The following is a 23,374-nucleotide window of genomic DNA, read 5'->3' on the forward strand; positions in this document are numbered from 1 at the left end:
GGGGTGGTACCGCGGCGAGCGGCGGCATGGAGGCCGGCGCGAGTCGTCCCCGTGTGGGTCCGACCGATCCGTACGAGGAGTACCACCGATGCCGTACCCCAGGGCGCATCACACCGAGACCGCCGCTGTCCCCGCGCAGCCCTGCTTCCCTGAGCTGGAACGGGCCGTGCTCGACTACTGGTCCGCCGACCAGACGTTCAAGGCCACTGTGGACGCACGCCCGGCGGGCGACAACGGCGGCAACGAGTTCGTCTTCTACGACGGCCCGCCCTTCGCCAACGGCCTGCCGCACTACGGTCACCTGCTGACGGGTTACGTCAAGGACGTCGTCCCGCGCTACCAGACCATGCGTGGCAAGCACGTGGAGCGCCGCTTCGGCTGGGACACCCACGGTCTGCCCGCCGAGGTCGAGGCCGAGAAGCAGCTCGGGTTCTCGTCGAAGAGCGAGATCGAGGACTTCGGCATCGAGAAGTTCAACGAGGCGTGCCGATCCTCGGTGCTGCGCTACACCGACCAGTGGCGCGACTACGTGACGCGCCAGGCGCGGTGGGTCGACTTCGACAACGACTACAAGACCCTCGACCTGGACTACATGGAAAGCGTCATGTGGGCCTTCAAGTCCTTGCACGACAAGGGGTTGATCTACGAGGGCTTCCGCGTGCTGTGGTACTGCTGGCGCTGCGAGACGCCGCTGTCGAACACCGAGACGAAAATGGACGACACCTACCGGGACCGCCAGGACCCGGCGGTCACCGTCGGGTTGCGGCTGCTCGCGCCGGGCACCGACCTCGACGGCGTCGAGGCTCTCGTGTGGACGACCACCCCGTGGACGCTGCCGTCCAACCTCGCCGCCGCCGTGCATCCCGAGGTCGACTACGTCGTCGTGCAGGGACCCGAGGACAAGCGCTACCTGCTGGCCGAGGCGCGCGTCCCGGCGTACGCGCGCGAACTCGGTGAGGAGCCCGCGGTACTCGCGCGCTACACCGGTTCCGACCTTCTCGGCACGAAGTACGCGCCGCCGTTCGACTTCTTCGCGGGCCGGGAGAACGCCCACCAGGTCCTCGCCGCCGACTACGTCACCACCGAGGACGGCACGGGCATCGTGCACATCGCCCCGGCCTTCGGTGAGGAGGACAAGCTCGTCACCGACGCCGCCTGCATCGAGGTCGTCGTCCCCGTCGACCCGCACGGCCGGTTCACCGCCGAGGTCGCGCCCTACGAGGGCCTGCAGGTCTTCGAGGCGAACAAGCCGATCATCCGCGACCTCAAGGAAGCCGGTCTGCTGCTTCGGCACGAGACCTACGACCACCCGTACCCGCACTGCTGGCGCTGCGACAACGCGCTGATCCAGCGGGCGGTCTCGTCGTGGTTCATCGCGGTCAGCAAGTTCAAGGACCGCATGGTCGAGCTGAACCAGCAGATCAACTGGGTGCCCGGGCACATCAAGGACGGCCAGTTCGGCAAGTGGCTGGAGAACGCGCGCGACTGGAACATCAGCCGCAACCGGTTCTGGGGCTCGCCGATCCCGGTCTGGGTCTCCGACGACCCCGAGTACCCGCGCGTGGACGTCTACGGCTCGCTCGACGACCTTGAGCGTGACTTCGGCGTGCGTCCGACCGACCTGCACCGCCCGCACGTCGACGACCTGACCCGGCCCAACCCGGACGACCCGACGGGCAAGTCCGTCATGCGCCGGGTGCCCGAGGTGCTGGACTGCTGGTTCGAGTCCGGCTCGATGTCCTTCGCCCAGGTGCACTACCCGTTCGAGAACGCCCAGTGGTTCGAGGACCACTACCCGGGCGACTTCATCGTCGAGTACAACGGCCAGACGCGCGGCTGGTTCTACACGATGCACGTGATCGCGACGGCGCTGTTCGACCGCCCCGCGTTCACCAACTGCGTCGCGCACGGCATCGTGCTGGGCGACGACGGGCAGAAGATGTCCAAGTCGCGCAAGAACTACCCGGACGTCAACGAGGTCTTCGACCGCGACGGCTCCGACGCGATGCGCTGGTTCCTCATGGCCAGCCCGATCCTGCGCGGCGGCGACCTCGTGGTGACCGAGCGCGGCATCCGCGACGCGGTGCGCCAAGCCGTGCTGCCGCTGTGGAACTCGTGGTACTTCCTTGCCCTGTATGCGAACGCCGAAGGCAAGGAAGGCGCCTGGCGGGTCGACTCGACGCACGTGCTCGACCGCTACGTGCTGGCCAAGACCCGGCAGCTCGTGGTGTCGGTTACCGAGTCGATGGACGCCTACGACATCTCCGGCTCGTGTGCCTCGGTGCGTGAATACCTTGAAGTGCTGACGAACTGGTACGTGCGCCGCTCGCGTGACCGCTTCTGGTCGGGCGACACCGACGCTATCGACACCCTGCACACCGTGCTGGAAGTGGTGTCCCGCCTGACTTCGCCGCTGCTGCCACTCACCGCGGAGGCCGTGTGGCGCGGTCTGACCGGCGAGCGCTCGGTGCACCTGGCGGACTGGCCGTCGGCCGACGACCTGCCCGCAGACGACAAGCTGGTCGCGGGCATGGACCGGGTCCGGCAGGTGTGCTCGTCGGCGCTGGCGCTGCGCAAGGCGAACAAGCTGCGCGTGCGCCTGCCGCTGGCGCGGCTGCTGGTCGCGGCGGAGGACGCCGCCGTGCTGGAACCGTTCGTCGAGCTGATCCGCGATGAGGTGAACGTCAAGGAGGTCGAGCTGACCACCGATGTCGCCGCGCACGGCCACTTCGAACTCGTGGTCAACGCCCGCGCGTGCGGGCCCCGGCTCGGGGCCGACGTGCAGAAGGTGATCAAGGCGGTGAAGGCGGGGGAGTGGACCACCGCCGACAGCGGTGCGGTCGTCGCGGCGGGCATCGAGTTGCTCGACGGCGAGTACGAGCGGCGGCTCGTCGCCACCGACCCGGGTGCGACCGCCGAGCTGCCCGCCAGCTCGGGTCTGGTCGTGCTCGACACGGCTGTCACCCCGGAGCTCACCGCCGAGGGCATCGCCCGCGACCTGATCCGAGTCGTGCAGCAGGCCCGGCGCGAGGCAGGCCTCGATGTGTCCGACCGGATCAGCCTCACGGTGCACGCGCCCGACGACGTGGTCGCGGCCGTCCGCACGCACGAGGGCATCGTCGCCGGTGACACGCTGGCCGAGGCCGTGGAGTACGGCCAGGTGGAGGCCGGTTTCGACGGGACCGTCGGCGACGGCGTCGAGGTGCGGGTTCTCGTGCGCAAGCGGTAGTTCGGCGGTAATTCACATCACGTGCGGGTATCAGGGAGGCGACTTTCGGTGGTCCGGGAGTCGCCTCCCTGGCATCGTGGGTGAAAGCGTGACTGTCGCGCGTCGGGGGATGTGCGGTACTGGGGGTTCGACGTGTCACCGACACGGAAGCGCTGGATTCTGTCCATAGGGGCCTTGGCGGTGATCGCCTGCCTGGGCGCCGCCGTCTATGTGTTGATGCCGCGACAACGCGGGCCGCAGGCCGTCGCGGGGACGCAGACGACCGCGGCGCGGCCGACGGCGACGGCGTTGCAGGTCGGCGACCGATTCATCAAGTCGCTCGCCGCGCAGGACATGGTCACCGCCGCGACCATGACTTCGGACCGTGAGGGCGCCTCGCGGGTGTTGACCGAGATCAAGTCCATGCTGGGGGCTACCAAGGTCGCCACGGCGTGGACGAACCAGGCCGCCCCCGCCGCCGGCGCGACCGAGGTCGCCCAGCAGTTCCAGATCAGCTGGACCCTGGGTCTCGACCAGGTGTGGACGTATCCGACCGCGTTGACGATGGAACGTGCCGCCGCGGGCTGGCGGGTCCGCTGGGACCTCGCGATCGTGCATCCCAAGCTGACACCCGGCTTCGCCCTGGGCGTGCGGCAGCCCGCGGCCTCGCCGAACGCCGTGATGGACCGCGACGGCAAGCCGCTGGACCCCGCTGCCGCGCCGCTGCTCGCGGGCGCGATCAAGAACCAGGTGCAGCCCGCGGGAGCTCCGGCCCCCGTGCGGGTTGTGCTGGTCGACAAGGCGGGCGCCGAAGTCGAGAACCTCTTCGGCGTCGAAGCCAAACCCGCCCCGCCGGTCACCGCGACGCTGAGCGCGGCCACCCAGAAGGCCGCCCAGGCCGCCGTGGACTCGGCCCCGGGCGCCGCCATCGTCGTGGCCATCCAGCCGTCGACCGGCGGCATCCTCGCCGTCGCGCAGAACGCGGCGGCCGGGAGCAGCCCGAAGGCGCTCAACGGCCTCTACCCGCCGGGCTCCACCTTCAAGGTCGTCACCGCCGCCGCGCTCCTCAACGCGGGCAAGGCGGGCATCGACACCGTCGTGACCTGCCCCGGCAGGCAGACCATCGGCACCCGAAGCATCAAGAACGCCGACTTCGAACTTCCCGACGGCCCGCTGCGCACGGCCTTCGCCCAGTCGTGCAACACCACGTTCGCCGCGTTGGCCGCCGACCTGGCGTCGGGCTCATTGCCCGCCTCGGCCGCGCAGTTCGGCTTCGCGGCGGACTTCGAGATCCCCGGCATCAGCACCCAGACCGGCCGGGTCCAGCCCGCCCGCGGCATCCCCGAGCAGGTGGAGAACAGCATCGGCCAGGGCACGGTCCAGGCCAGCCCGTTCGGTCTGGCGCTGATGACCGCCACGGTGGCCAAGGGCTCGGCGGTCACCCCCCGGCTGTTCGCCGGCGTGGACACCGTCGTGAAGACCGGCTACCAGGGCCCGTCGGCGGGCACCGTCAAGTCGTTGCGAACCATGATGCGAGAGGTCGTGACGGTCGGCCGCGCCAAGGCGCTGTCCAAATACGGCGCGGTGGCGGGCAAGACCGGCACCGCCCAGTTCGGCGACGGCACCCACTCCCACGGCTGGTTCGCCGGCTACCGGGGCGATGTCGCGTTCGCGGTGCTGGTCGAGGACGCCGGTTCGGCCGCGCCCGCCGTGGCGGTGGCGGGAACGTTCTTGGCGGGGATCGGCTGAGGGAACCCGGTCGTCCACTATGGACGGCGGCGTACCTCCACCCGGGTCTCGTCCGCGCCGAACACCGCCACCACCTTGCTTCGGTCCACCGCGCTCGCGAGCCCCGGCCGGACGTCTATCTCCTGACGCAGCGCCGGGGTGAGCAGCAGCCACGATTGGGCCATACAGGTGTCGACGCACTCGTCCGGACGGGTGGTGGCGGTAATCGGCCGTCCATCGAGAACCAGGTCCACCCAAGTCGAATCGTCGGTCAAGATCCGTTCCTCGGGCAGATTCACCCGCAGCCAGACCGCCGCCGCGACGGCAGGCGCGAGGTCGGGCCGCTCGGTAGCGCCCACCGGGCTCGCCCACGCCGGAATCGCGAACGCCGCCACCGTCACCGCGAGCGCCGTCGTGGGCACCAGGAACGGCCGGACCAATTGGTGTCTGCCGACTCGTTCCCGGTGGGTGACGCCGAGTTCGACGGTCCCGGCGATCAGCAGCGCGGCCAGGGGCGGCACCACGGCCAGGGCCGCGGTTCCGGGTCCGCCGGGGATCAGCGCGGTCATGATCAGGGTGAGGACGCCGACGGCGAGCGGGCGCAGCCGGTAGGAGAACAGGGCGCCGCAGGCGGCGAAGACGGCGGTGGCGGCCAGGACCGGGTCCATGCCCACCCAGTGCGTCGGGACGGGACCGTCGCCGGTGAGGTAGACGCCGTTGAGCACCGACGTGGTGCCCAGGCCGATGCCGACGCCGAGGGTGAACAGCGAGGCCACCATCAGCGACAAGCGCTTGCGCTTGCGCCGCCAGATCAACCAGGCGCCGGTGGGGACCAGCGCCAGGGTGACCGGGGCGGTGATCACCGCGATCACCAGGAACGCCGTTGCCCACAGGTCCGGGGCGAGCGAGCGGTGCCGGGTCTGGGTCCACAGCAAACCGAGTCCGGCCAGTGCCCACGGCAATGCCACGTTCTCCGGCCGCACCGCGGTCTGCATGGAGATCGCCAGCGGTGACAGCGCGACCATGACGACCGCGGCGGCGGCGGTCCATCGTGACAGCGACATCCGGCGGGCGAAGAGCCATACCAGCAGGGCGCAGCAGGCGGAGGCGAACAGGATCGACTCGCGGACGGCGGCGGTGCCGGTCGCGTGCCGGGTGAAGGCGTCGGTCAGGGCGGTGTAGCCGCCGATCTGCAACCAGGCCAGCGGTGCCGCCGCGGCGCCGAGCGGGTCGAGCAGCTTGCCGAGTTCGGCCACCGCGTAGACCTGGGCCACGTGCTGGGCTTCGACGGGCTGGGCGGGGGAGTTGAGCATTCCCACCCGGAGGGCGGCGGTCAGCCCGGCCAAGCCGAGCGGGACGATGAGTCTGACTGAGGCGTGGCCCGCGGTCGCTGTCCGTTCTTCGGCGCGCAAACGCCAGGAACGCGCGATGAGGCGGACCGAGGAGAGGGCACTCCATCGGTGTGCGGTCATCTGGTTGCCTGCTCGGCGATCCGACACTGGGCCGGATGCGAGCGGAGCCTCCTTCGGTGGGCGAGTCCGGCAGGGGAGTGGAGCGGTCCGTCGCACGCTGCGTTCGCCCATGTTAAACGCAGATCTTCCCCTTGCGTACTGCAACTTTCCGTGAAAGGACCATGCCGCCTTACGGGTGATGCAGGAACGCTTGATGCGCCATTCGGGTGCAACTTTTAGACCGCCGCCCCGGCGCGCTTGCGCGCCGCCGCGTGCATGATCCGCACCCAGGGCGACCACTTCGCGCGCCGCGCGGGAGGGTGTCCGACGGAGTCCGCGGCGCGGTCGAGCAGGTCCTCCAGGAGCGCGTCGTGCAGCCACCGCACGGCCAGCGGCCAGAGGAGGTGGCCGATTCCGTTGGGGCGCGCGCTGATGACGTGGCGCAGCACGCAGGAGTCCGGTGTGGGGCCGTCGAGCACGTCGAGCGTGTGGGTGCCCTTGAGCGGGCCGGGGATGAACGTGCACTCGACCAGTTCGCCCGGCTGGTAGGCGGTGCAGGTGTAGCGGATGTCCGCGTGCCCACCGGTGGCGCCCACCGAGAGCGGTCGGTCCAACAGCACGGCGGGCCAGGCGTCGACCGGCCACAGGGGGCTTTCGGGTCCCGCGATCCGGTCGATGAGCTCGCCCATTGTCGCGCGGCTGACCGGGAATTCCCGTTGGTGCACATTGTGAATCATCGCCACAGCCTTCCGTACGGAACCGTATGGTACGCGACGTACGGTAGCGTATGGGTGTGCCGACGAGAAGGACCAAGGACGACTGGACGGCGATCGCGCTCGAGGCGATCGCCGAAGGCGGCGCGGCCGCGGTCGCCGTCGAGCCGCTCGCCGCCCGCGTCGGAGCCACGAAAGGCAGCCTCTACTGGCACTTTCCGACCCGGAACGCGCTGCTCGAAGCCGCGCTCGCCCGGTGGGAGCGGGAGCACACCGAAAGCGTGATCGACTTGGCCGACCAGGGCGCCACCGCCGAAGAACGGCTGCGGTTGCTCTTCAGCGCCATCCTCGCGGGCGACCACGGCGTCGACATCGAGTTGGCATTGCTGGCCTCCACCGCCGATCCCGTGGTCTCGGCGGCGGTTTCGCGGGTGACCGAACGCCGGATCGCCTATCTGGTCACACAGTTCGCGCATCTAGGCTTCGCTCGCGCCACGGCGCGCAGGCGCGCTGTCTTCGCGTACTCCGCCTACCTCGGGCAGGCTCAGCTCAGGCGCGTCGCACCGGAGATGCTGCCCCGCTCGGCGCCGAGCAGGCGCGCCTACGTCGACGACGTGCTGCGGGTCATCCTCGCGCCGCCCGCGGAGCGGTGAATGGCGTTCCGCTTCGGGGTCCGGGTCAAGCCGGGCGCGCGCAAGGCCAAAGTCGGCGGTCGGTGGGCCGACGCGCTGGTCGTGGCCGTCGCCGCGCCCGCGGTCGAGGGCAAGGCGAATGAGGCGGTGCGCCGCGCGCTCGCCGCGGCTTTCGGCGTCCGCCGCCAGGACATCACCATCGTGACCGGGGACCGCGGCCGGGACAAGGTCGTCGAGATCGATCCCCCTCCCGACGACGCTAAATCCACTCTGGACCGGCTGCTCGACGAGCGGTGACGCGGGGCTGGTCGTCGAAGAGACGCTGGTAGGCCCGCGGCAGGGGAGAATGCGTCTGACAAACCTGGAGGCGGCGTGGCTGACCTGACCTTGGCGCTCGGCATCGGAGCGGCCGTGATCCTCGCGGCCGTGCTCGCGGTGCGGGTGTCGGTTAAGGTCGGTCTGCCCTCGCTGCTGCTCTACCTCGGGATCGGCGTCCTGCTCGGCGAAGCGGGCTTCGGCATCGAGTTCTCCAACGCCGAGCTGACCCAGGCCCTCGGCTTGGCCGCACTTGTCCTCATCCTCACCGAAGGTGGTCTCACCACGCGGTGGGACGAGGTGAAACCCGCGCTGTGGCCGGGAATCGCACTGTCCACAGTGGCGGTCGTGATCAGTGTCGGGGTCGCGGGCGCGATGCTGCACTGGATCCTCGGCCTGGACTGGCGCATGGCCATGCTCTGGGGAGCCGTGCTGGCCTCCACCGACGCCGCCGCCGTGTTCAGCGTCCTGCGCAACCTGTCGGTCACCAGACGGCTCGTCGGCTCGCTGGAGCTGGAGTCCGGCATGAACGACGCGCCCTGCTACATCGCGGTCGTGCTGCTCGCCTCGACCGACCCGGTCACCTGGACCCTGCCGCTCACCCTCGCCTACGAACTCGGCGTCGGCGCGGTGATCGGCGTCGGACTCGGCTGGTTCGGCACCCACGCCCTGCGCCGGGCCGCCCTGCCCGCGACCGGCCTCTACCCGCTCGCGACGGTCGCCGTGTGCATCCTGGCGTTCGCCGGCGGGCAGGCCGTGCACGCCTCCGGCCTGCTGGCCACCTACATCGCGGGCCTGGTGCTGGGGAACTCCAAGCTGCCCCACCGGGCCGACACCGTCTCCTTCGCCGAAGGTCTCGGCTGGCTCGCCCAGATCGGCCTGTTCGTCCTGCTCGGCCTGTTCGCCTCTCCGTCGCGGCTGCTCGACGCGATCGTGCCTGGGCTGGTGGCCGGTGCGGTGGTCACCTTCCTCGCGAGACCCCTGTCCGTGCTGATCTCCACCACGCCGTTCCGGGTCCCATGGCGAGAACAGGTGTTCCTCTCCTGGGCCGGCCTGCGCGGGGCCGTGCCGATCGTGCTCGCGATGATCCCGCTGTCGCAGGGCGTGCCCGGCGCCACCCTGCTGGTCGACGCGGTGTTCGTGCTGGTCATCGTGCTCACGCTGGTGCAAGGGAGCACCCTGGGGCTGCTGGCGCGCGTCCTCAGACTCGATCCGGGGGCCAAGCCGAAGGAGGTCGAGGTCGACGTCGCCACCCTCGACGAACTCGACGCCGAGCTGCTACAGGTGACCATCCCGCTCGGCTCGAAGCTGCACGGCGTGTACCTGGCCGAGTTGCGGCTGCCGCCCGGCGCCACGGTCAGTCTGGTCGCGCGCGACGGCAAGGGCTTCACCCCCGGCCCGACGACCCGGCTGCAGGAGGGCGACCAGATCCTCGTGGTCACCACCCAGGCGGTGCGCTCGGCCACCGAGACCCGGATCCGCGCGGTCGACCGGGCGGGCCGCTACGCCCGCTGGAAGGGCGAATCCGGCAAGGACTAGTCCGAGGCGGGTTATGAACACGACCTGCTCCCAGGATTTGGACGGCGCTGTGTGCGGGTGCGGTTGTCCGCTAGGGTCGAGACCAAGGTCATGAGTGTCAGCGTCAAGCCCCGGCTCGCTGACCGGCAACCCTCCTTCCGCGGTGGGGTGCCCCGGGTGAGGACCTGGCCCGTCGCGTGGTGCGAGCGGGCAAGCGCGGACCCACGCGGGTCCCAGGACCCGGAGGCCTGCCTTGACGCTCGCCATCAACTTCCCGACAGCACGCACCGCTGACCCGAGTGAGTCCACCGTGCCCACAGTCGTCGGCGCCCGCCTGACCGTGCCGCTGCTCGACGGCCGCAAAGTCGGCTACGCCAATCTCGACCACGCCGCCAGCGCGCCCTGTCTGGACGCGGTGCGCGACGCCGTGGACGAGCTTCTTCCCTGGTACGCCAGCGTGCACCGCGGCGCGGGCTTCGCCTCCCAGGTGTGCACCCGGGTCTACGGGCAGGCGCGTGACACACTGCGCCGGTTCGTGGGCGCGCGCGCGACCGACGCGGTGGTTTTCACCCGCAACACCACCGACAGCCTGAACCTGCTCGCCCGCGCGCTGCCCAAGGGCACCTCGGTGGTGCTGTTCGACACCGAGCACCACGCGGCGCTGCTGCCGTGGCGCGGCCCGCGGGTCCAGCGGATCGAGACCCCCGCCAACGCGGACGCCACCATCGCCGCCCTCGACACCGCCCTCCGCGCCTGCCCGGTCGGTCCCCGGCTGGTGGTGCTCACGGCCGCGTCCAACGTCACCGGCGAGGTGTGGCCCATCGCCGAACTCGCCAAGGTCGCCCGCCGCCACGGCGCCCGGGTCGTGCTCGACGCCGCGCAGTTGGCGCCGCACCGGCCGGTCGACATCCGCGCGCTGGACGTGGACTACGTCGTCCTGTCCGGCCACAAGCTCTACGCCCCCTATGGCGCGGGCGCGCTGATCGGCCGCTCCGACTGGCTCCAGGCCGCCGAGCCGTACCTCGTCGGCGGTGGCGCCACCCGCCAGGTCGTCGACTGGGGCGACCACCTCGGCGTGTCCTGGACGGCCGTGCCCGAGCGGCACGAGGCAGGCTCGCCCAACGTCGTCGGCGTGCACGCGCTCGCGGTCGCCTGCGAGACCCTCTCCCAGTGCTGGGACGACATCGCCGCGCACGAGCGCACCCTGCTGCGCAGGCTGCGCCAAGGCCTGGCGGGCATCCCCGGCCTGCGGGTCCTCGAACTGTTCGGACCCGCGCAGGACCGGGTCGGCGTGGTCAGCTTCAGCGTCGACGGCCTCGACGCGGGGCTCACCGCGGCCGTCCTGTCCGCCGAGCACGGCATCGGCGTGCGCGACGGGGCCTTCTGCGCGCACCTCGCCACCCGCAGGCTCCTCGACCGCTCCGGCGCCGACCAGCAGCGGGCCGTCCGGGCCAGCCTCGGCCTCGGCTCGACCGCCGAACACGTCGACCGGCTCGTCGCCGCGCTGCGGTCGCTGGCCGCCGACGGACCGGCCTTCACCTACACCCAGGTGGACGGCAGGTGGGTCCCGGCGGACGACGCGCGGCCGCTGCCGTCGTTCCTGCGAGAGGTGTCCTGACCGGCCGCTACGCACACCGTGGACAATGGAGCGGTGAACACTGAGCGCGGCGACGACCGTGATACCCCGACCGAGTCGGAACCGGACACGTCCGCACCGCCCGCCCGCCGCCGCCTGCTGCTGATCTCGGCCGCTCTGGTCGTGTTCATCGCGGACCTGGTCACCAAGATCATCGCGGTCGCGACGCTGGAGGGCGAGGCGCCGATCCGGTTGCTCGGCGGCGCCGTCTACCTGCAGCTCGTGCGCAACCCGGGCGCCGCGTTCTCGATGGCGACCGGCATGACCTGGCTGCTGAGCCTGGTCGCGCTCGGGGTCGTGGTGGCGATCATCTGGATCATCCCGAAGCTGCGCTCGGCCGGGTGGGCGCTGGGCCTGGGCCTGGTCCTCGCGGGCGCGCTCGGCAACCTGACCGACCGCATCTTCCGGGCCCCGAGCGTCCTGCAGGGCCACGTGATCGACTTCGTGTCGGTGTTCGGCCCCAACGGCGAGGTGTGGCCGGTGTTCAACGTCGCCGACTCGGCGATCTGCGTCGGCGGCGGCCTGATCGTCCTCATGGCGATGCTCGGCCGCGACTACGACGGCACCCACACCTCAGCCAAGGCGAAAGAAACCGCATGAGTGACTCGCGCACCCTTCCCGTCCCCGACGGTCTAGACGGCATGCGGGTCGACGCGGGCCTGTCCAAGCTGCTCGGCCTGTCGCGCACCGTCGTCGCAGCGCTCGCCGAGTCCGGCGACGTGCTGGTCGACGGCAGGCCCGCGGGCAAGTCCGACCGCCTGCTCGCGGGTACGTGGCTCGAAGTCACGCTGCCCGAGCCGCAGCGGCCGATCGAGGTCCAGGCGATCGCCGTCGAAGGGCTGATCGTGCTGCACCAGGACGACGACGTGGTCGTGGTCGACAAGCCCGTCGGCGTCGCCGCGCACCCCAGCCCGGGCTGGTCCGGCCCGACCGTGATCGGCGGCCTCGCGGGCGCGGGCATCCGCATCTCCACCTCCGGCGCCGCCGAGCGCCAGGGCGTCGTGCACCGGCTCGACGTCGGCACGACCGGCGTCATGGTGGTCGCCAAGAGCGAGCGCGCGTACACCGTGCTCAAGCGCGCGTTCAAGGAGCGCACTGTCGAGAAGCGCTACCACGCGCTCGTGCAGGGCCACCCGGACCCGAGCGTCGGCACCATCGACGCGCCGATCGACCGGCACCCCAAGCACGACTACCGCTGGGCCGTGGTCGCGGGCGGCAAGCCGAGCATCACCCACTACGAGACCATCGAGGCCTTCCGCGCGGCGTCGCTGCTGGACGTGAAGCTCGAAACCGGGCGCACGCACCAGATCCGGGTGCACTTCTCGGCACTGCGCCACCCGTGCGTCGGGGACCTCACCTACGGCGCCGACCCGGTCCTGGCCAAGCGCCTCGGCCTGACCCGCCAGTGGCTGCACGCCCGCACGCTCGGCTTCCACCACCCCGACGACGGCCGGTGGGTCGAATTCACCAGCGAGTACCCCGCCGACCTCGCCCGGGCCCTGGAATTGCTCGCCGCGGACTACTGAATCCCACCCGTTGGTGTCGCTCTGGGCTAGTTTGGGTCGGAGAGTCGGCAAGAGGGTGGGGAGCGATGAGCGATCAGCGCGAGGCGAAGTGGGACGGCGCGAACGACGGCGATCCGTTCGCGACCGGGGGGCACGGTCGGTTCATGCAGGACGGCGCCGCGCCGTCGGTGATCGGTGGGTCGCCCGACGACGTCGACGAGACGGTTCGGGTGAACCCGGACGAGGTGCGCTACGACCGTGAGCCGCCGACGTCGCCGATCCCGGTGGCGAATCCGGAGGCCGGGAGCCCGGCGGGCGAGAAGAAGAGCTGGTTCGGCAAGCTGTTCAGCCGCTAGTTCACGATCTTCCAGGTGAGCGTCCGGGATTCCTCATCCGGGCGGGGGCTCCACTGCACGGCGGTGATCTCGAGGTCCTCGGGCACGACATACACGGTGTGTCCCCCCGCGGTCTCGCCCGGCGCCACGCCGATGCGGTGCGGCGGCCGGGAGGACAGCGACACCGGCGCCTTGGACATCGACTTGCCGTCCGGGGTGACCAGGACCAGGTAGAGGTCGGGCAGGGTGCCGAAGCGGACCGTGCCGCGGTTGGTCAGCTCGGTGTGCACGACCACCGAGCGTTCGCCCGGCTGTAGCCGGTAGCCCGCGGCGGTGAACAAGTAGTCGGCCGGGTCGACGACCTCGACGAGCTGGATCGACAGCCGCTCGCCCTCCAGGCCCTCGGCCTCCAGCGTCTCGCCCGAGACGCCCTGCCTGCGCGGCCGGGTCGTGGGCCGCGTGCGGTCGTCGGCCATGGTCGTGGCGGGCGGCTGGTCGCCACGCGCCCACGACGAACTGCCCGGCGGTCCCCAGGTGGAGATCGGCTCGGCGGGCGTCGGAACCGGCTGGCTCGGCGGGCCGGTCGGCGTGGGGAACGGCTGGCTGGGCGGGCCGGTGCGGACCTGATGCGCGCCCGACGGCGGGAACTGCTGCTGCTGTGCCGGCTGGTAGGGCTGCTGGTACCCGGCGGGCGGCGACGGCGGGTAGACCCCGGACGGCGTCCCTTGCGCTCCGTAGGCGCCGGAGGGCGTGCCCTGCGCGCCGTACTGCGGACCGGGCGGTGTCTGCTGGGCGACATAGACGCCTGACGGTGTCCCCTGCGCTCCATAGACCCCGGACGGCGTGCCGTGCACACCCTGGCCGGGCGGGGCGGGCGCTCCGTAGTTCGTGGGGGCCGCCATCCGGGCCAGTGCGGCCCGCACACCGTTGGGGTCGCACTCGACGCCGACGAGCAGCGGCACCCCCGCCGCGGACAGCGCGACCAGCCGGGACGCCACCTCGCGAGGGTCCATGCCGAGCCGCGCGGCAACCTCGTGCACCGCGGCACGGCCCATCTCGGCGACTACGCCGAGCACCCGTGCGTCCATGGGATCCGTCACGGATCGCACGCTACCGGGTCGCCCTTCGTCCTGCGCCGGAAGCTGTCACACCGGCCGGACGAAGATCCGTTTGTGTGATCGTCCGCTCACACCGGGGCGTCGTCGAGCACGGCCAAGCGCAGCGGATCGTCCGCGCGCACGCCGGTGTCCGCGACATAGAGCGGCCGCACCTCGGCGTCGTAGCGGGCGAACGCGGACAGCGCCCAGTGCTCGCTCTCCGGGAGCTTGCGGGCGAGCGCGGGAGTGGACAGCCACAGGTGCACTGAGTAGTCGTGCGGCAGCCCGCGGCCCAGGAGCAGTTCGCCGTCCACCAGCACCACACCGTCGCGGTGATCGACGTAGTCAGCCCGGGCGGCGCGGTCGGTCTCGGCGTTCCACAGCCGGGGAAGGACCCGCCGCGACCCGTCAGGGCCCATCGGGTCGAGAACCTCGCGGCGCAGCGCGCCCGCGTCGAGCCAGTCGTCGTACCGGGCGTCGGGGTCGGTGCGCCCGCGCTCGAAGCGCAGCGAGGCGGCCCGCAGGAAATCCGCCGCGGAGATCCGCAGCACCGGGCGGCCGAGCAGCCGCAGCCGTTCACCGAGGTCGTCGGCGAGGACATCCGGCCGGGTGGGCGGGGCGCCGTCGATGATCACCCGCGTGAGGTCGGGGCGGTCCGCGACCAGCGCGGACACCTCGTCGACGAGCGTGGGGGGAGATACCGGTCGGAATCGCACGACCCCCATCCTTCCCTGTTCCTCGCCCTGGCTCGGGAATGCGACAAAAGCCCCTATTCGGAGTAACGCAAGAGTGAAAGCCTGCGGCTCTCCCCATCGGACGAGCACTGGAGGGGGACATGCGGAAAATCTCCGTCCCCGCGGTTGCCGCTGCGGCATTCATGCTGGTCATACCGGGCCTCGCCGCCGCCCACCCAGAACAGCACGGCCCCAACGAAGGGCACCTTCTCGGATCCGGTGCCTGGGGCAAGATCACCCAGGTAGGCCAGGTCGAAGTGACGCAGACCGAGGGGCTCGTCGCCGACGTGGCCGCCTACGGCAACTACGCCTACCTCGCCAACTGGGGTGAGCCCGACTGTGCGGGCCCGGAAACGGGCGGACCGCACTCCCCGGACGCGGGCGCATGGGTGATCGACATCTCCGATCCCGCCAACCCCCGCGAGGTCAACTTCATCCCGATGCCGCAGGACACCCGCCCTGGTGAGGGCATGCAGGTGCTCCACGTCGAGACCAAGTTCTTCAGCGGCGAGATCCTCGCCATGAACGCCGAGGGCTGCGGGAAGAACTACAAGGGTGGCTTCATGCTCTATGACGTCACCAACCCGCTGAAGCCGGTGAAGCTGAAGGAGGGCTTCGGCGACCGCACCACGTTCGACGCCCACCAGACCCACAGCGTCTTCATGTGGCAGCCGCCGGGATCGACCAGCGTCTACCTCGTCGCGCAGGACGAGGAGGACCTGCGCGACGTCGACATCCACGACATCACCAACCCGCGGCGCCCGATCCTGATCAGCGAAACCGACCTCAACACCTTCGGCGTCGCCCAGCCCGCGCTCAACCTCGCGGAGTCGTTCCTGCACGACATGACGGTCAAGTGCATGACCACCGGCGTCTATTCGGGCAAGTGCATCATGATCGCCTCGTACTGGGACGGCGGCTACGTCCTGCTCGATGTGACCAACCCGGCGAGTCCGGAGTTCATCCACGACACCGAGTTCGCCGCGATCGATCCGGAGCTCTTCGAGCAGACCGGCATCGCCCTCACCCCCGAGGGCAACGCCCACCAGGCCGAGTTCACCGCCGACAACCGGTTCTTCATCGGCACCGACGAGGACTTCGGGCCGTACCGCGCCCGGGTCGTCACCGACGACGGCGGCATCCATGACGCGGGCGAGTTCGGCTGGACCGTCCCGATCAACGAGCTTTACGGGACGCTCAACGGTCCGACGATCTTCGGTGGCTACGGCTGTCCCTCTGACATCGGGTCCATCCCCAACGCCTCGACCTTGACCCTGGCCGCGGGCGAAGAGGCGACCCTGGTCGTGCAGCGCGGGCCGGTCGGGGACCCGGGCAACACGGGCGCCTCGTGCTTCTTCTCGGAGAAGGTCGAGACGGCGCAGCTGCTCGGCTACGACGCGGCGATCATCGCCAACCACCACTCCGGGTCACAGGAGGGGCTCGGGCCGGACACGTACTTCTGCGGCAGCCAGGGCCACGAGTTCGACATCCAGATCTCGGCCCTGTGCATCGGCCACCGCGCGATGCATGAGCTGTTCGACAGCGCCGTGTCCTTCACCTATCCCGAGGCGACCCCGGTCGTCGGCACCGTGGGTGACCGGATCAACGTGACCAGCCAGTTCGACGGGTGGGGCTACGTGCACCTGTTCGACGCCGCCACCGGCCAGGAGCTGGACACCTTCGCCATCCCCGAGGCCATGGACCCGGCCTTCGCGTCCGGCTTCGGCGACCTCACGGTGCACGAGGTGGCGACCGACCCGACCGACCCGAGCCTGATGTACCTGTCGTACTACTCGGGCGGTCTGCGGGCGCTGCGGATCCAGTGCGCCAACCCGGCTGACACCAGCACGTGCGAACTCGTCGAGGTGGGCGGCTACCTCGACCCGGCCGGGAACAACTTCTGGGGCGTGGAGGTCATCCCCAACCCGGCCGACGACCCCACCGTCACCGGCGACGAGGTGTTGATCCTCGCCAGTGACCGCGACTACGGGCTGTTCATCTTCCGCGACCCTTGACATCCTCCCCGCACGCCGAACAACGCTGACTCGTGAAACGCGGGTCGACCTTCACCACCCTGCCCGGAGCCTTCTGCTCCATGCGAGTCACCAGCAGACCCCACCCGTTGGCGAGGATTCACACGAACCGGGCATGACCACAGTGCTCCAACAACACCCGCTCCTGGGCGGGTGTTGTTGGAGACGGAACCGGGACATGCCGATCAACCGAGCGATCATCACCACCGACAAACCCGGAGACCCAATGAGACCCGGCAAGCCATGGCACGCTCCGGCCTTGGCGGGCCTCCCACTTCCGGTTCCCAGCGTGAACGCCGGAGCATCCTCGGGAGGTCATGGTGACCTTTGTCCCAACTCATGATCTGACGACGTCAGACCCGGTGCCGGCAGGGCGTGTCCCCTGCCGGCACCGGCACGTTTTCGCGGGGTAATCGCACGTCGTGGCGCTACCTCATCGGACGTCCGTCGACACGCCCGCCCCCCCTCCAACCACGGCCCCCGCCATCGAACTAATGTGTGCCCGTGGCTGACTCCTTCGCTCATCTTCACGTGCACACCGAGTACTCGATGCTCGACGGAGCGGCCAAGCTCAAGGACATGTTCGCCGAGTGCGAGCGCCTCGGCATGACCTCGGTGGCCATCACCGACCACGGTCACACCAACGGCATCTACGACTTCTACAAGCAGGCCACCGGCGCCGGGATCAAGCCCATCCTGGGCATCGAGGCCTACATCGCGCCCGCCTCCCGCTTCAACAAGGACCGGGTCCGCTGGGGCGACCCTGGCCAGAAGTCCGACGACGTCTCCGGTAGCGGTGCGTACACCCACCAGACGATCTGGGCGCGCAACAACGAGGGGCTGCGCAACCTGATGCGGCTGTCGAGCCGGGCGTCGCTGGAGGGTCAGCTGGGCAAGTGGCCGCGCATGGACCGCGAGCTGATCACCGAGCACTCGGCGGGCCTGATGGCGACCACCGGCTGCCCGTCCGGCGAGGTGCAGACCAGGCTCCGGCTGGGCCAGTACGACGAAGCGCTCCAGGCCGCGGCCGACTGGCGCGACATCTACGGCAAGGAGCACTTCTTCGTCGAGTTGATGGACCACGGCATCGAGATCGAGAGCCGGGTCCGGGGCGGGCTGGTCGAGATCGCCCGCAAGCTCGACATCCCGTTCGTGGTCACCAACGACTCGCACTACACGTACAAGGAGGAGCGCGAGTCGCACGACGCGCTGCTCTGTGTGCAGACCGGCAAGACCCTGCAGGACCCGACGCGGTTCAAGTTCGACGGCGACGGCTACTACCTGAAGTCGCCCGACGAGATGCGGGCCGTCGACTCGTCCGACCCGTGGCAGGAGGGGTGTCGCAACACCCTGCTGATCGCCGAGAAGGTCGACCCGGCGGGCATGTTCGAGTTCCGCAACCTGATGCCGAAGTTCCCGATCCCCGAGGGCATGACGGAGGACGAGTACTTCCGCCAGCAGGTGTGGGAGGGCATGCACAAGCGGTTCCCCGGCGGCATCGACGAGGAACACCGCAGGCAGGTCGAGTTCGAGATCAACGTCATCACCCAGATGGGGTTCCCGGCGTACTTCCTCGTGGTCGCCGACCTCATCCAGTGGGCGAAGAACAACGGCATCCGGGTCGGTCCCGGCCGAGGGTCCGCCGCGGGCGCCCTGATCGCCTACGCGATGGGCATCACCGACCTCGACCCGCTGGCCCACGGCCTGATCTTCGAGCGGTTCCTCAACCCCGACCGCGTCAGCCCGCCCGACATCGACATCGACTTCGACGAACGTCGGCGCGGTGACGTCATCCGCTACACCACCGAGAAGTGGGGTGCGGACAAGGTCGCGCAGGTGATCACCTTCGGCACGATCAAGGCGAAGGCCGCGATCAAGGACTCCGCCCGGGTGCTGTTCGGGCAGCCCGGGTACGCCGTGGCGGACAAGATCTCCAAGGTCTACCCGCCCGCGGTCATGGCCAAGGACATCCCGCTCAACAACCTGTTCGACCCGCAGCACAAGCGCTACGCCGAGGCCACCGAGATCCGCGAGCTTTACGGCAGCGACCCGCAGGTCAAGGAGATCATCGACACCGGCCGCGGCCTGGAAGGCCTGATCCGCAACGCCGGTGTGCACGCCTGCGCGGTCATCCTGAGCGCCGAGCCGCTGATGGACACGATCCCGCTGTGGAAGCGCCCGCAGGACGGGTCGATCATCACGCAGTTCGACTACCCGACGTGCGAGTCGCTCGGCCTGCTGAAGATGGACTTCCTCGGCCTGCGCAACCTGACCGTCATCGACGACGCGCTGCGCAACATCGAGCGCAACGGCAAACCGGTGCCGGACCTGGAAACCCTTGGCCTGGACGACAAGCCGACCTATGAGCTGCTCTCGCGCGGGGACACGCTCGGCGTGTTCCAGCTCGACGGTGGGCCCATGCGCGACCTGCTGCGCCTCATGCGTCCCGACAACTTCGAGGACATCTCCGCGGTCGGCGCGCTCTACCGGCCCGGTCCGATGGGTGCGAAGTCGCACACGAACTACGCGCTGCGCAAGAACAAGCAGCAGGAGATCACCCCCATCCACCCCGCTCTCGCGGAGGCGCTGGAGGACATCCTCGGCACGACCTACGGCCTGATCGTGTATCAGGAGCAGGTCATGGCGATCGCGCAGAAACTGGCGGGATACACGCTCGGACAAGCGGACTTGCTCCGCCGGGCCATGGGCAAGAAGAAGAAAGAGGTCCTGGACGCGGAGTTCGTCAACTTCTCCGGCGGTATGGAGAAGAACGGCTACCCGAAGGACGCGATCAAGACCCTGTGGGACATCCTCGTCCCCTTCGCCGACTACGCGTTCAACAAGGCGCACTCCGCCGCGTACGGCCTGGTCTCCTACTGGACGGCTTTTCTCAAGGCGAACTACCCCGCCGAGTACATGGCCGGTTTGCTCACCAGTGTCCGTGACGACAAGGACAAAGCCGCGGTCTACCTCGCCGAGTGCCGCAAGATGGGCATCTCGGTGCTTCCGCCGGACGTCAACGAGTCCGAGCGCGACTTCGCCCCGGTCGGCGGCGACATCCGCTTCGGCCTCGGCGCGATCCGCAACGTCGGCGCCAACGCTGTCGACTCGATCATCAAGTCCCGCACGGAGAAGGGGGAGTTCAGCGACTTCTCCGACTACCTGCGCAAGGTCGAAGCGGTGGCCTGCAACAAGAAGGTCGTCGAATCGCTGATCAAGGCGGGGGCGTTCGACTCGCTCAAGCACCCGCGCAAGGGCCTGTTCCTGATCCACACCGACGCCATCGACGCGGTGATGGACACCAAGAAGGCCGAGGCGGTCGGTCAGTTCGACCTGTTCGGCGCGGCGGGCGGCGCGGACGAGGACGTGGCCAGCGTCTTCGACGTGCGGGTGCCCGACGAGGTCTGGGAGTCCAAGCACCAGCTCGCGCTGGAACGGGAGATGCTCGGCCTCTACGTCTCGGGCCACCCGCTCAACGGTGTGGAGCACGTGCTCACCTCGCAGTCGGACACGTCCATCGCGGCGATCCTCGAAGGCGGTGTCCCCGACGGCACACAGGTGGTGATCGGCGGGATTCTCGCCTCGGTCAACCGCCGGGTGAACCGCAACGGCGAACCGTGGGCCTCGGCGATGCTCGAGGACCTCGCGGGTGGCATCGAGGTGCTGTTCTTCCCGAAGACGTACGCGGTGATCGGCATGGGGGTGCTGGAGGACGCGATCGTCCTGGTGAAGGCCCGGGTCGCCAAGCGCGACGACCGGACCTCGCTGATCGCGAACGACCTCGCGGTCCCGGACCTGTCCAACGCGGCGGGCGCGCCGTTCCGGCTGATCATGGCGGCGACCAAGTGCACACCGCCGCTGGTCGCGCAGCTCAAGGACGTCCTCGGTTCCTACCCCGGGACCACGGAAGTCCACTTGAAACTGATCAACGGACCTCGCCAGACCCTCCTCAAACTCGACGACACGCTGCGGGTCAGCCCGTCGCCGTCGTTGATGGGGGACCTGAAGGCGCTACTGGGGCCGGGCTGCCTCTCCTAGGCCTGTGGATGGCTTGATCGCGCGAAACCTGCATCCTGTGCTGATGCGACAGATCACGGTACTTGGAAGTTGCGGCGCCTATCCGGAGCCAGGCCGGGCCTGCAGCGGTTTCCTGGTGGAATGGGATGGCTTCCGCGTGGTGCTCGACCTCGGGTACGCCACTCTGCCGCGGCTGCTGGCGCACTGCCCGGACGGCGCCGTGGACGCCATTGTCATCACCCACGAACATCCCGACCATTGCATCGACTTGCACGGGCTGTTCCGGATGCACCTCTACGGCGAAAAGCGTGACCGCACGCTGCCGCTGTACTGCACGCCGGGCGTGCTGGATCGGCTCGGTGCACTGGAACCCGAGGTCGACCTGCGTACCGTGTTCACCGTCCACGAGTTGCCAGGGACATATCGAGTCGGCCCGTTCGAGCTCAGCGCCCTGCTGCTCCCTCACTACGTGCCCAACGCAGGCGTCCGACTGCAGACGGACGAGTTCGCGCTCGCCTACACCGGGGACACCGGCCCAGACCCGCTCCTCGCTGAACTCGGTCGAAACACCGACCTGTACATCGTCGAAGCCACCGACAGGGCAGGCGAGCGACAGCAGCAGCACCGCAACCTGCTCACCGCCGAGGAAGCGGGATACTGGGCAGCCCAGGCAGGCGCTCGCAGACTGATGCTCACGCACTTCTGGCCGGGCAACAACCGGGAGACGGCCGCGGCCGCGGCGCGATCCACCTTCGATGGCGAGGTGCTCACCGCCGATGAAGACCTCGTTGTTCGGCTCGGCCCGAGCTGATCACCGGTCTCCTACCAAGCCGACATAGCCACGACAGGTAAGCACGGACAGCGGTACGGTGGAAGCCAAGGGGGCTCGAACCGCACACCACTGGGGGATGATTTCCGTGCTGGACAACGACATCAAGCTCGGCGCCCGATTCATCGAAGACCCGTACGGAATCTATGCCGAGCTGCGCTCCACCGGTCCGGTCCGCAAGGTCGAGCTGCCGACGGGGGTTCGCGTCTGGCTGGTCACCGACTACGCCGAGGCGCGTGCGGCACTGGCGGACCCGACGCTGAGCAAGAATGTCCGCAAGTCGGCGGAGATCATCGACCGCCACCTCGCGCCCGAGGCCAAGCGCGTCGACTTCAGCACCAGCCTGTCGTCGCACATGCTGAACACGGACCCGCCCAACCACACCAGGCTGCGCAAGCTCGTCAACAAGGCGTTCACCGCGGGCGGCATCGACCACCTGCGGCCGCGCATCGAGGCGATCACCGAAGAGCTGCTCGCGGGGATGGAAGGCGCGGACGAACTCGACCTGCTGGAGGCGTTCGCCTTCCCGCTGCCGATCACCGTGATCTGCGAGATGCTCGGCGTCCCGGTCGACGACCGAGAGGACTTCCGGTCGTGGTCGAACCAGCTGCTGTCGAACGACCGCTCCGAGAAGCTGCACAACGCGGCGTCGTCGATGCAGACCTACCTGATCGGCCTCATCGAGGCCAAGCGCGCCGAGCCCAGCGCCGACCTGCTCAGCGCCCTCATCGAAGCCAGCGAGGACGGTGACCGGCTCTCCGGCGAGGAACTGGTCTCGATGGCCTTCCTTCTGCTTGTCGCGGGTCATGAGACCACGGTCAACCTCATCGGCAACGCGATGCTCGGCCTGCTCACCCACCCCGACCAGTTGGCGGCGCTCAAGGCCGATCCCACCCTGCTTTCGGGCGCCATCGAGGAGTTCCTCCGCTACGACGGCCCGGTGAACCTGGCCACCTTCCGGCTCACCACCCAACCGCTCGTGCTGGGCGACACCGAGATCCCGGCCGACGAGTTCGTCGTCGTCGCTGTCACCGCCGCCAACCGCGACGAAGCCCGCTTCCCTGACGCCGACCAACTCGACGTCACCCGCAACGCGGGCGGCCACCTGGCCTTCGGCCACGGCATCCACTACTGCGTCGGCGCCCCCTTGGCGCGCATGGAAGCCGAGATCGCCCTGGGCGGCCTGCTGTCCCGCTTCCCCAACATGACCCTTGCCCAGGACGAGGACGACCTGCGCTGGCGCAACAGCATGATCCGCGGCTTGGAGGAACTACGCGTCCGCCCCCAAGGCTGATCCCGCGCAGGAGCCAGATCCCCAAGACGGCTGCCTTCGCAAACGCGGCCCGCTCGAAGTCGGCCCACCTCGAAGTCGAGTGGCTTCGCAGCGCGGGTGGCCTTCCAACGCGGCCTGCTTCGCGACGCGGCCTGTGTCTCGAGTCGGGTTGGCTTCGCAACGCGGCTGGCCTTTCAGTGCGGCCGGCCTATGAACGCCGCGTCAGCGAGCCTCTCGTCGCGCCAACACAATCACGCGCGGGCCGAGTCGCCGCGTGTTCGTGCCGCGATGGCGGGTACCGCGCGGCCCTTAATCCCCGCACTGCCCCCTGCATGAGGGAGACTCACATA

18 protein-coding genes and 1 riboswitch are annotated in these 23,374 nt (G+C 69.6%); of the genes, 13 read left to right on the forward strand and 5 right to left on the reverse strand.

The features are described 5' to 3' along the window. The first annotated feature begins 88 nt into the window (after positions 1-88). Together ileS and GPZ80_RS11040 are read left to right on the forward strand one after the other, a co-directional pair. Positions 89-3,229: an isoleucine--tRNA ligase gene (ileS, locus tag GPZ80_RS11035; protein ID WP_187220221.1), complete on the forward strand. Its 3,141-nt coding sequence runs from the start codon at positions 89-91 to the stop codon at positions 3,227-3,229. Between the two features lie 132 nt (positions 3,230-3,361). Further along, a complete protein-coding gene (locus tag GPZ80_RS11040) occupies positions 3,362-4,957 on the forward strand; it encodes a penicillin-binding transpeptidase domain-containing protein (protein ID WP_312880249.1) in 1,596 nt (531 codons plus the stop codon). 17 nt (positions 4,958-4,974) lie between these two features. Here the strand turns inward: GPZ80_RS11040 and GPZ80_RS11045 are convergent, their stop codons facing one another. Together GPZ80_RS11045 and GPZ80_RS11050 are read right to left on the reverse strand one after the other, a co-directional pair. Continuing rightward, positions 4,975-6,408, reverse strand: coding sequence for a hypothetical protein (locus tag GPZ80_RS11045; RefSeq protein ID WP_187220222.1), 1,434 nt, complete (start codon positions 6,406-6,408; stop codon positions 4,975-4,977). Positions 6,409-6,623: 215 nt separating this feature from the next. Beyond that, complete coding sequence (locus GPZ80_RS11050) at positions 6,624-7,112, reverse strand: SRPBCC family protein (protein ID WP_222719137.1); 489 nt, start codon at positions 7,110-7,112, stop codon at positions 6,624-6,626. 68 nt (positions 7,113-7,180) lie between these two features. Between GPZ80_RS11050 and GPZ80_RS11055 the strand changes: the two genes are divergently transcribed. From GPZ80_RS11055 to GPZ80_RS11085, 7 genes are all read left to right on the forward strand, one after another. Further along, entirely contained in the window at positions 7,181-7,753 is a 573-nt protein-coding gene (locus GPZ80_RS11055; RefSeq protein WP_312880250.1) for a TetR/AcrR family transcriptional regulator, read from the forward strand. Then, the gene (locus tag GPZ80_RS11060; RefSeq protein WP_187220225.1) at positions 7,754-8,029 is read left to right on the forward strand and encodes a DUF167 domain-containing protein; all 276 of its coding nucleotides are present in this window, start codon (positions 7,754-7,756) and stop codon (positions 8,027-8,029) included. A gap of 75 nt (positions 8,030-8,104) precedes the next feature. Then, complete coding sequence (locus tag GPZ80_RS11065; RefSeq protein WP_187220226.1) at positions 8,105-9,586, forward strand: potassium/proton antiporter; 1,482 nt, start codon at positions 8,105-8,107, stop codon at positions 9,584-9,586. Positions 9,587-9,672: 86 nt separating this feature from the next. After that, positions 9,673-9,788: riboswitch (SAM riboswitch) on the forward strand. A gap of 30 nt (positions 9,789-9,818) precedes the next feature. Beyond that, positions 9,819-11,183, forward strand: coding sequence for an aminotransferase class V-fold PLP-dependent enzyme (locus tag GPZ80_RS11070; protein WP_187220227.1), 1,365 nt, complete (start codon positions 9,819-9,821; stop codon positions 11,181-11,183). Positions 11,184-11,216: 33 nt separating this feature from the next. Continuing rightward, entirely contained in the window at positions 11,217-11,801 is a 585-nt protein-coding gene (gene lspA / locus GPZ80_RS11075; protein ID WP_187220228.1) for a signal peptidase II, read from the forward strand. Next, complete coding sequence (locus GPZ80_RS11080) at positions 11,798-12,727, forward strand: RluA family pseudouridine synthase (RefSeq protein ID WP_187220229.1); 930 nt, start codon at positions 11,798-11,800, stop codon at positions 12,725-12,727. The genes lspA and GPZ80_RS11080 overlap by 4 nt, the downstream gene beginning before the upstream one ends. 65 nt (positions 12,728-12,792) lie before the next feature. Beyond that, positions 12,793-13,062, forward strand: coding sequence for a hypothetical protein (locus GPZ80_RS11085; RefSeq protein ID WP_187220230.1), 270 nt, complete (start codon positions 12,793-12,795; stop codon positions 13,060-13,062). On the opposite strand, the gene GPZ80_RS11090 is transcribed toward GPZ80_RS11085, so the two are convergent. Together GPZ80_RS11090 and GPZ80_RS11095 are read right to left on the reverse strand one after the other, a co-directional pair. Further along, the gene (locus GPZ80_RS11090; protein WP_187220409.1) at positions 13,059-14,129 is read right to left on the reverse strand and encodes an AsnC family protein; all 1,071 of its coding nucleotides are present in this window, start codon (positions 14,127-14,129) and stop codon (positions 13,059-13,061) included. The two genes, GPZ80_RS11085 and GPZ80_RS11090, sit on opposite strands and share 4 nt — an antisense overlap. Positions 14,130-14,227: 98 nt before the next feature. After that, positions 14,228-14,863, reverse strand: a complete 636-nt coding sequence (locus GPZ80_RS11095) for a nucleoside/nucleotide kinase family protein (RefSeq protein WP_222719138.1) — start codon at positions 14,861-14,863, stop codon at positions 14,228-14,230. Positions 14,864-14,973: 110 nt separating this feature from the next. Here GPZ80_RS11095 and GPZ80_RS11100 point away from each other — a divergent pair, with 110 nt between their 5' ends. After that, a complete protein-coding gene (locus GPZ80_RS11100; protein ID WP_187220232.1) occupies positions 14,974-16,887 on the forward strand; it encodes a PA domain-containing protein in 1,914 nt (637 codons plus the stop codon). On the opposite strand, the gene GPZ80_RS11105 is transcribed toward GPZ80_RS11100, so the two are convergent. Further along, complete coding sequence (locus tag GPZ80_RS11105) at positions 16,868-16,978, reverse strand: zinc ribbon domain-containing protein (protein WP_446678425.1); 111 nt, start codon at positions 16,976-16,978, stop codon at positions 16,868-16,870. The genes GPZ80_RS11100 and GPZ80_RS11105 overlap by 20 nt on opposite strands. Before the next feature lie 431 nt (positions 16,979-17,409). Between GPZ80_RS11105 and dnaE the strand changes: the two genes are divergently transcribed. The 3 genes from dnaE to GPZ80_RS11120 all read left to right on the forward strand — a co-directional run bounded on the left by dnaE (position 17,410) and on the right by GPZ80_RS11120 (position 23,045). Beyond that, positions 17,410-20,943 carry a DNA polymerase III subunit alpha gene (gene dnaE, locus GPZ80_RS11110; protein ID WP_187220233.1) on the forward strand — a complete coding sequence of 1,178 codons (3,534 nt, stop codon included), beginning with the start codon at positions 17,410-17,412 and terminating at the stop codon, positions 20,941-20,943. 4 nt (positions 20,944-20,947) lie between these two features. Continuing rightward, entirely contained in the window at positions 20,948-21,733 is a 786-nt protein-coding gene (locus tag GPZ80_RS11115) for an MBL fold metallo-hydrolase (RefSeq protein ID WP_312880251.1), read from the forward strand. Between the two features lie 97 nt (positions 21,734-21,830). Next, positions 21,831-23,045, forward strand: coding sequence for a cytochrome P450 family protein (locus GPZ80_RS11120; protein ID WP_187220234.1), 1,215 nt, complete (start codon positions 21,831-21,833; stop codon positions 23,043-23,045). Positions 23,046-23,374 lie beyond the last annotated feature (329 nt).

It is taken from the genome of Actinokineospora xionganensis, from assembly GCF_014323725.1.
Classification (GTDB): Bacteria; Actinomycetota; Actinomycetes; order Mycobacteriales; family Pseudonocardiaceae; genus Actinokineospora; species Actinokineospora xionganensis.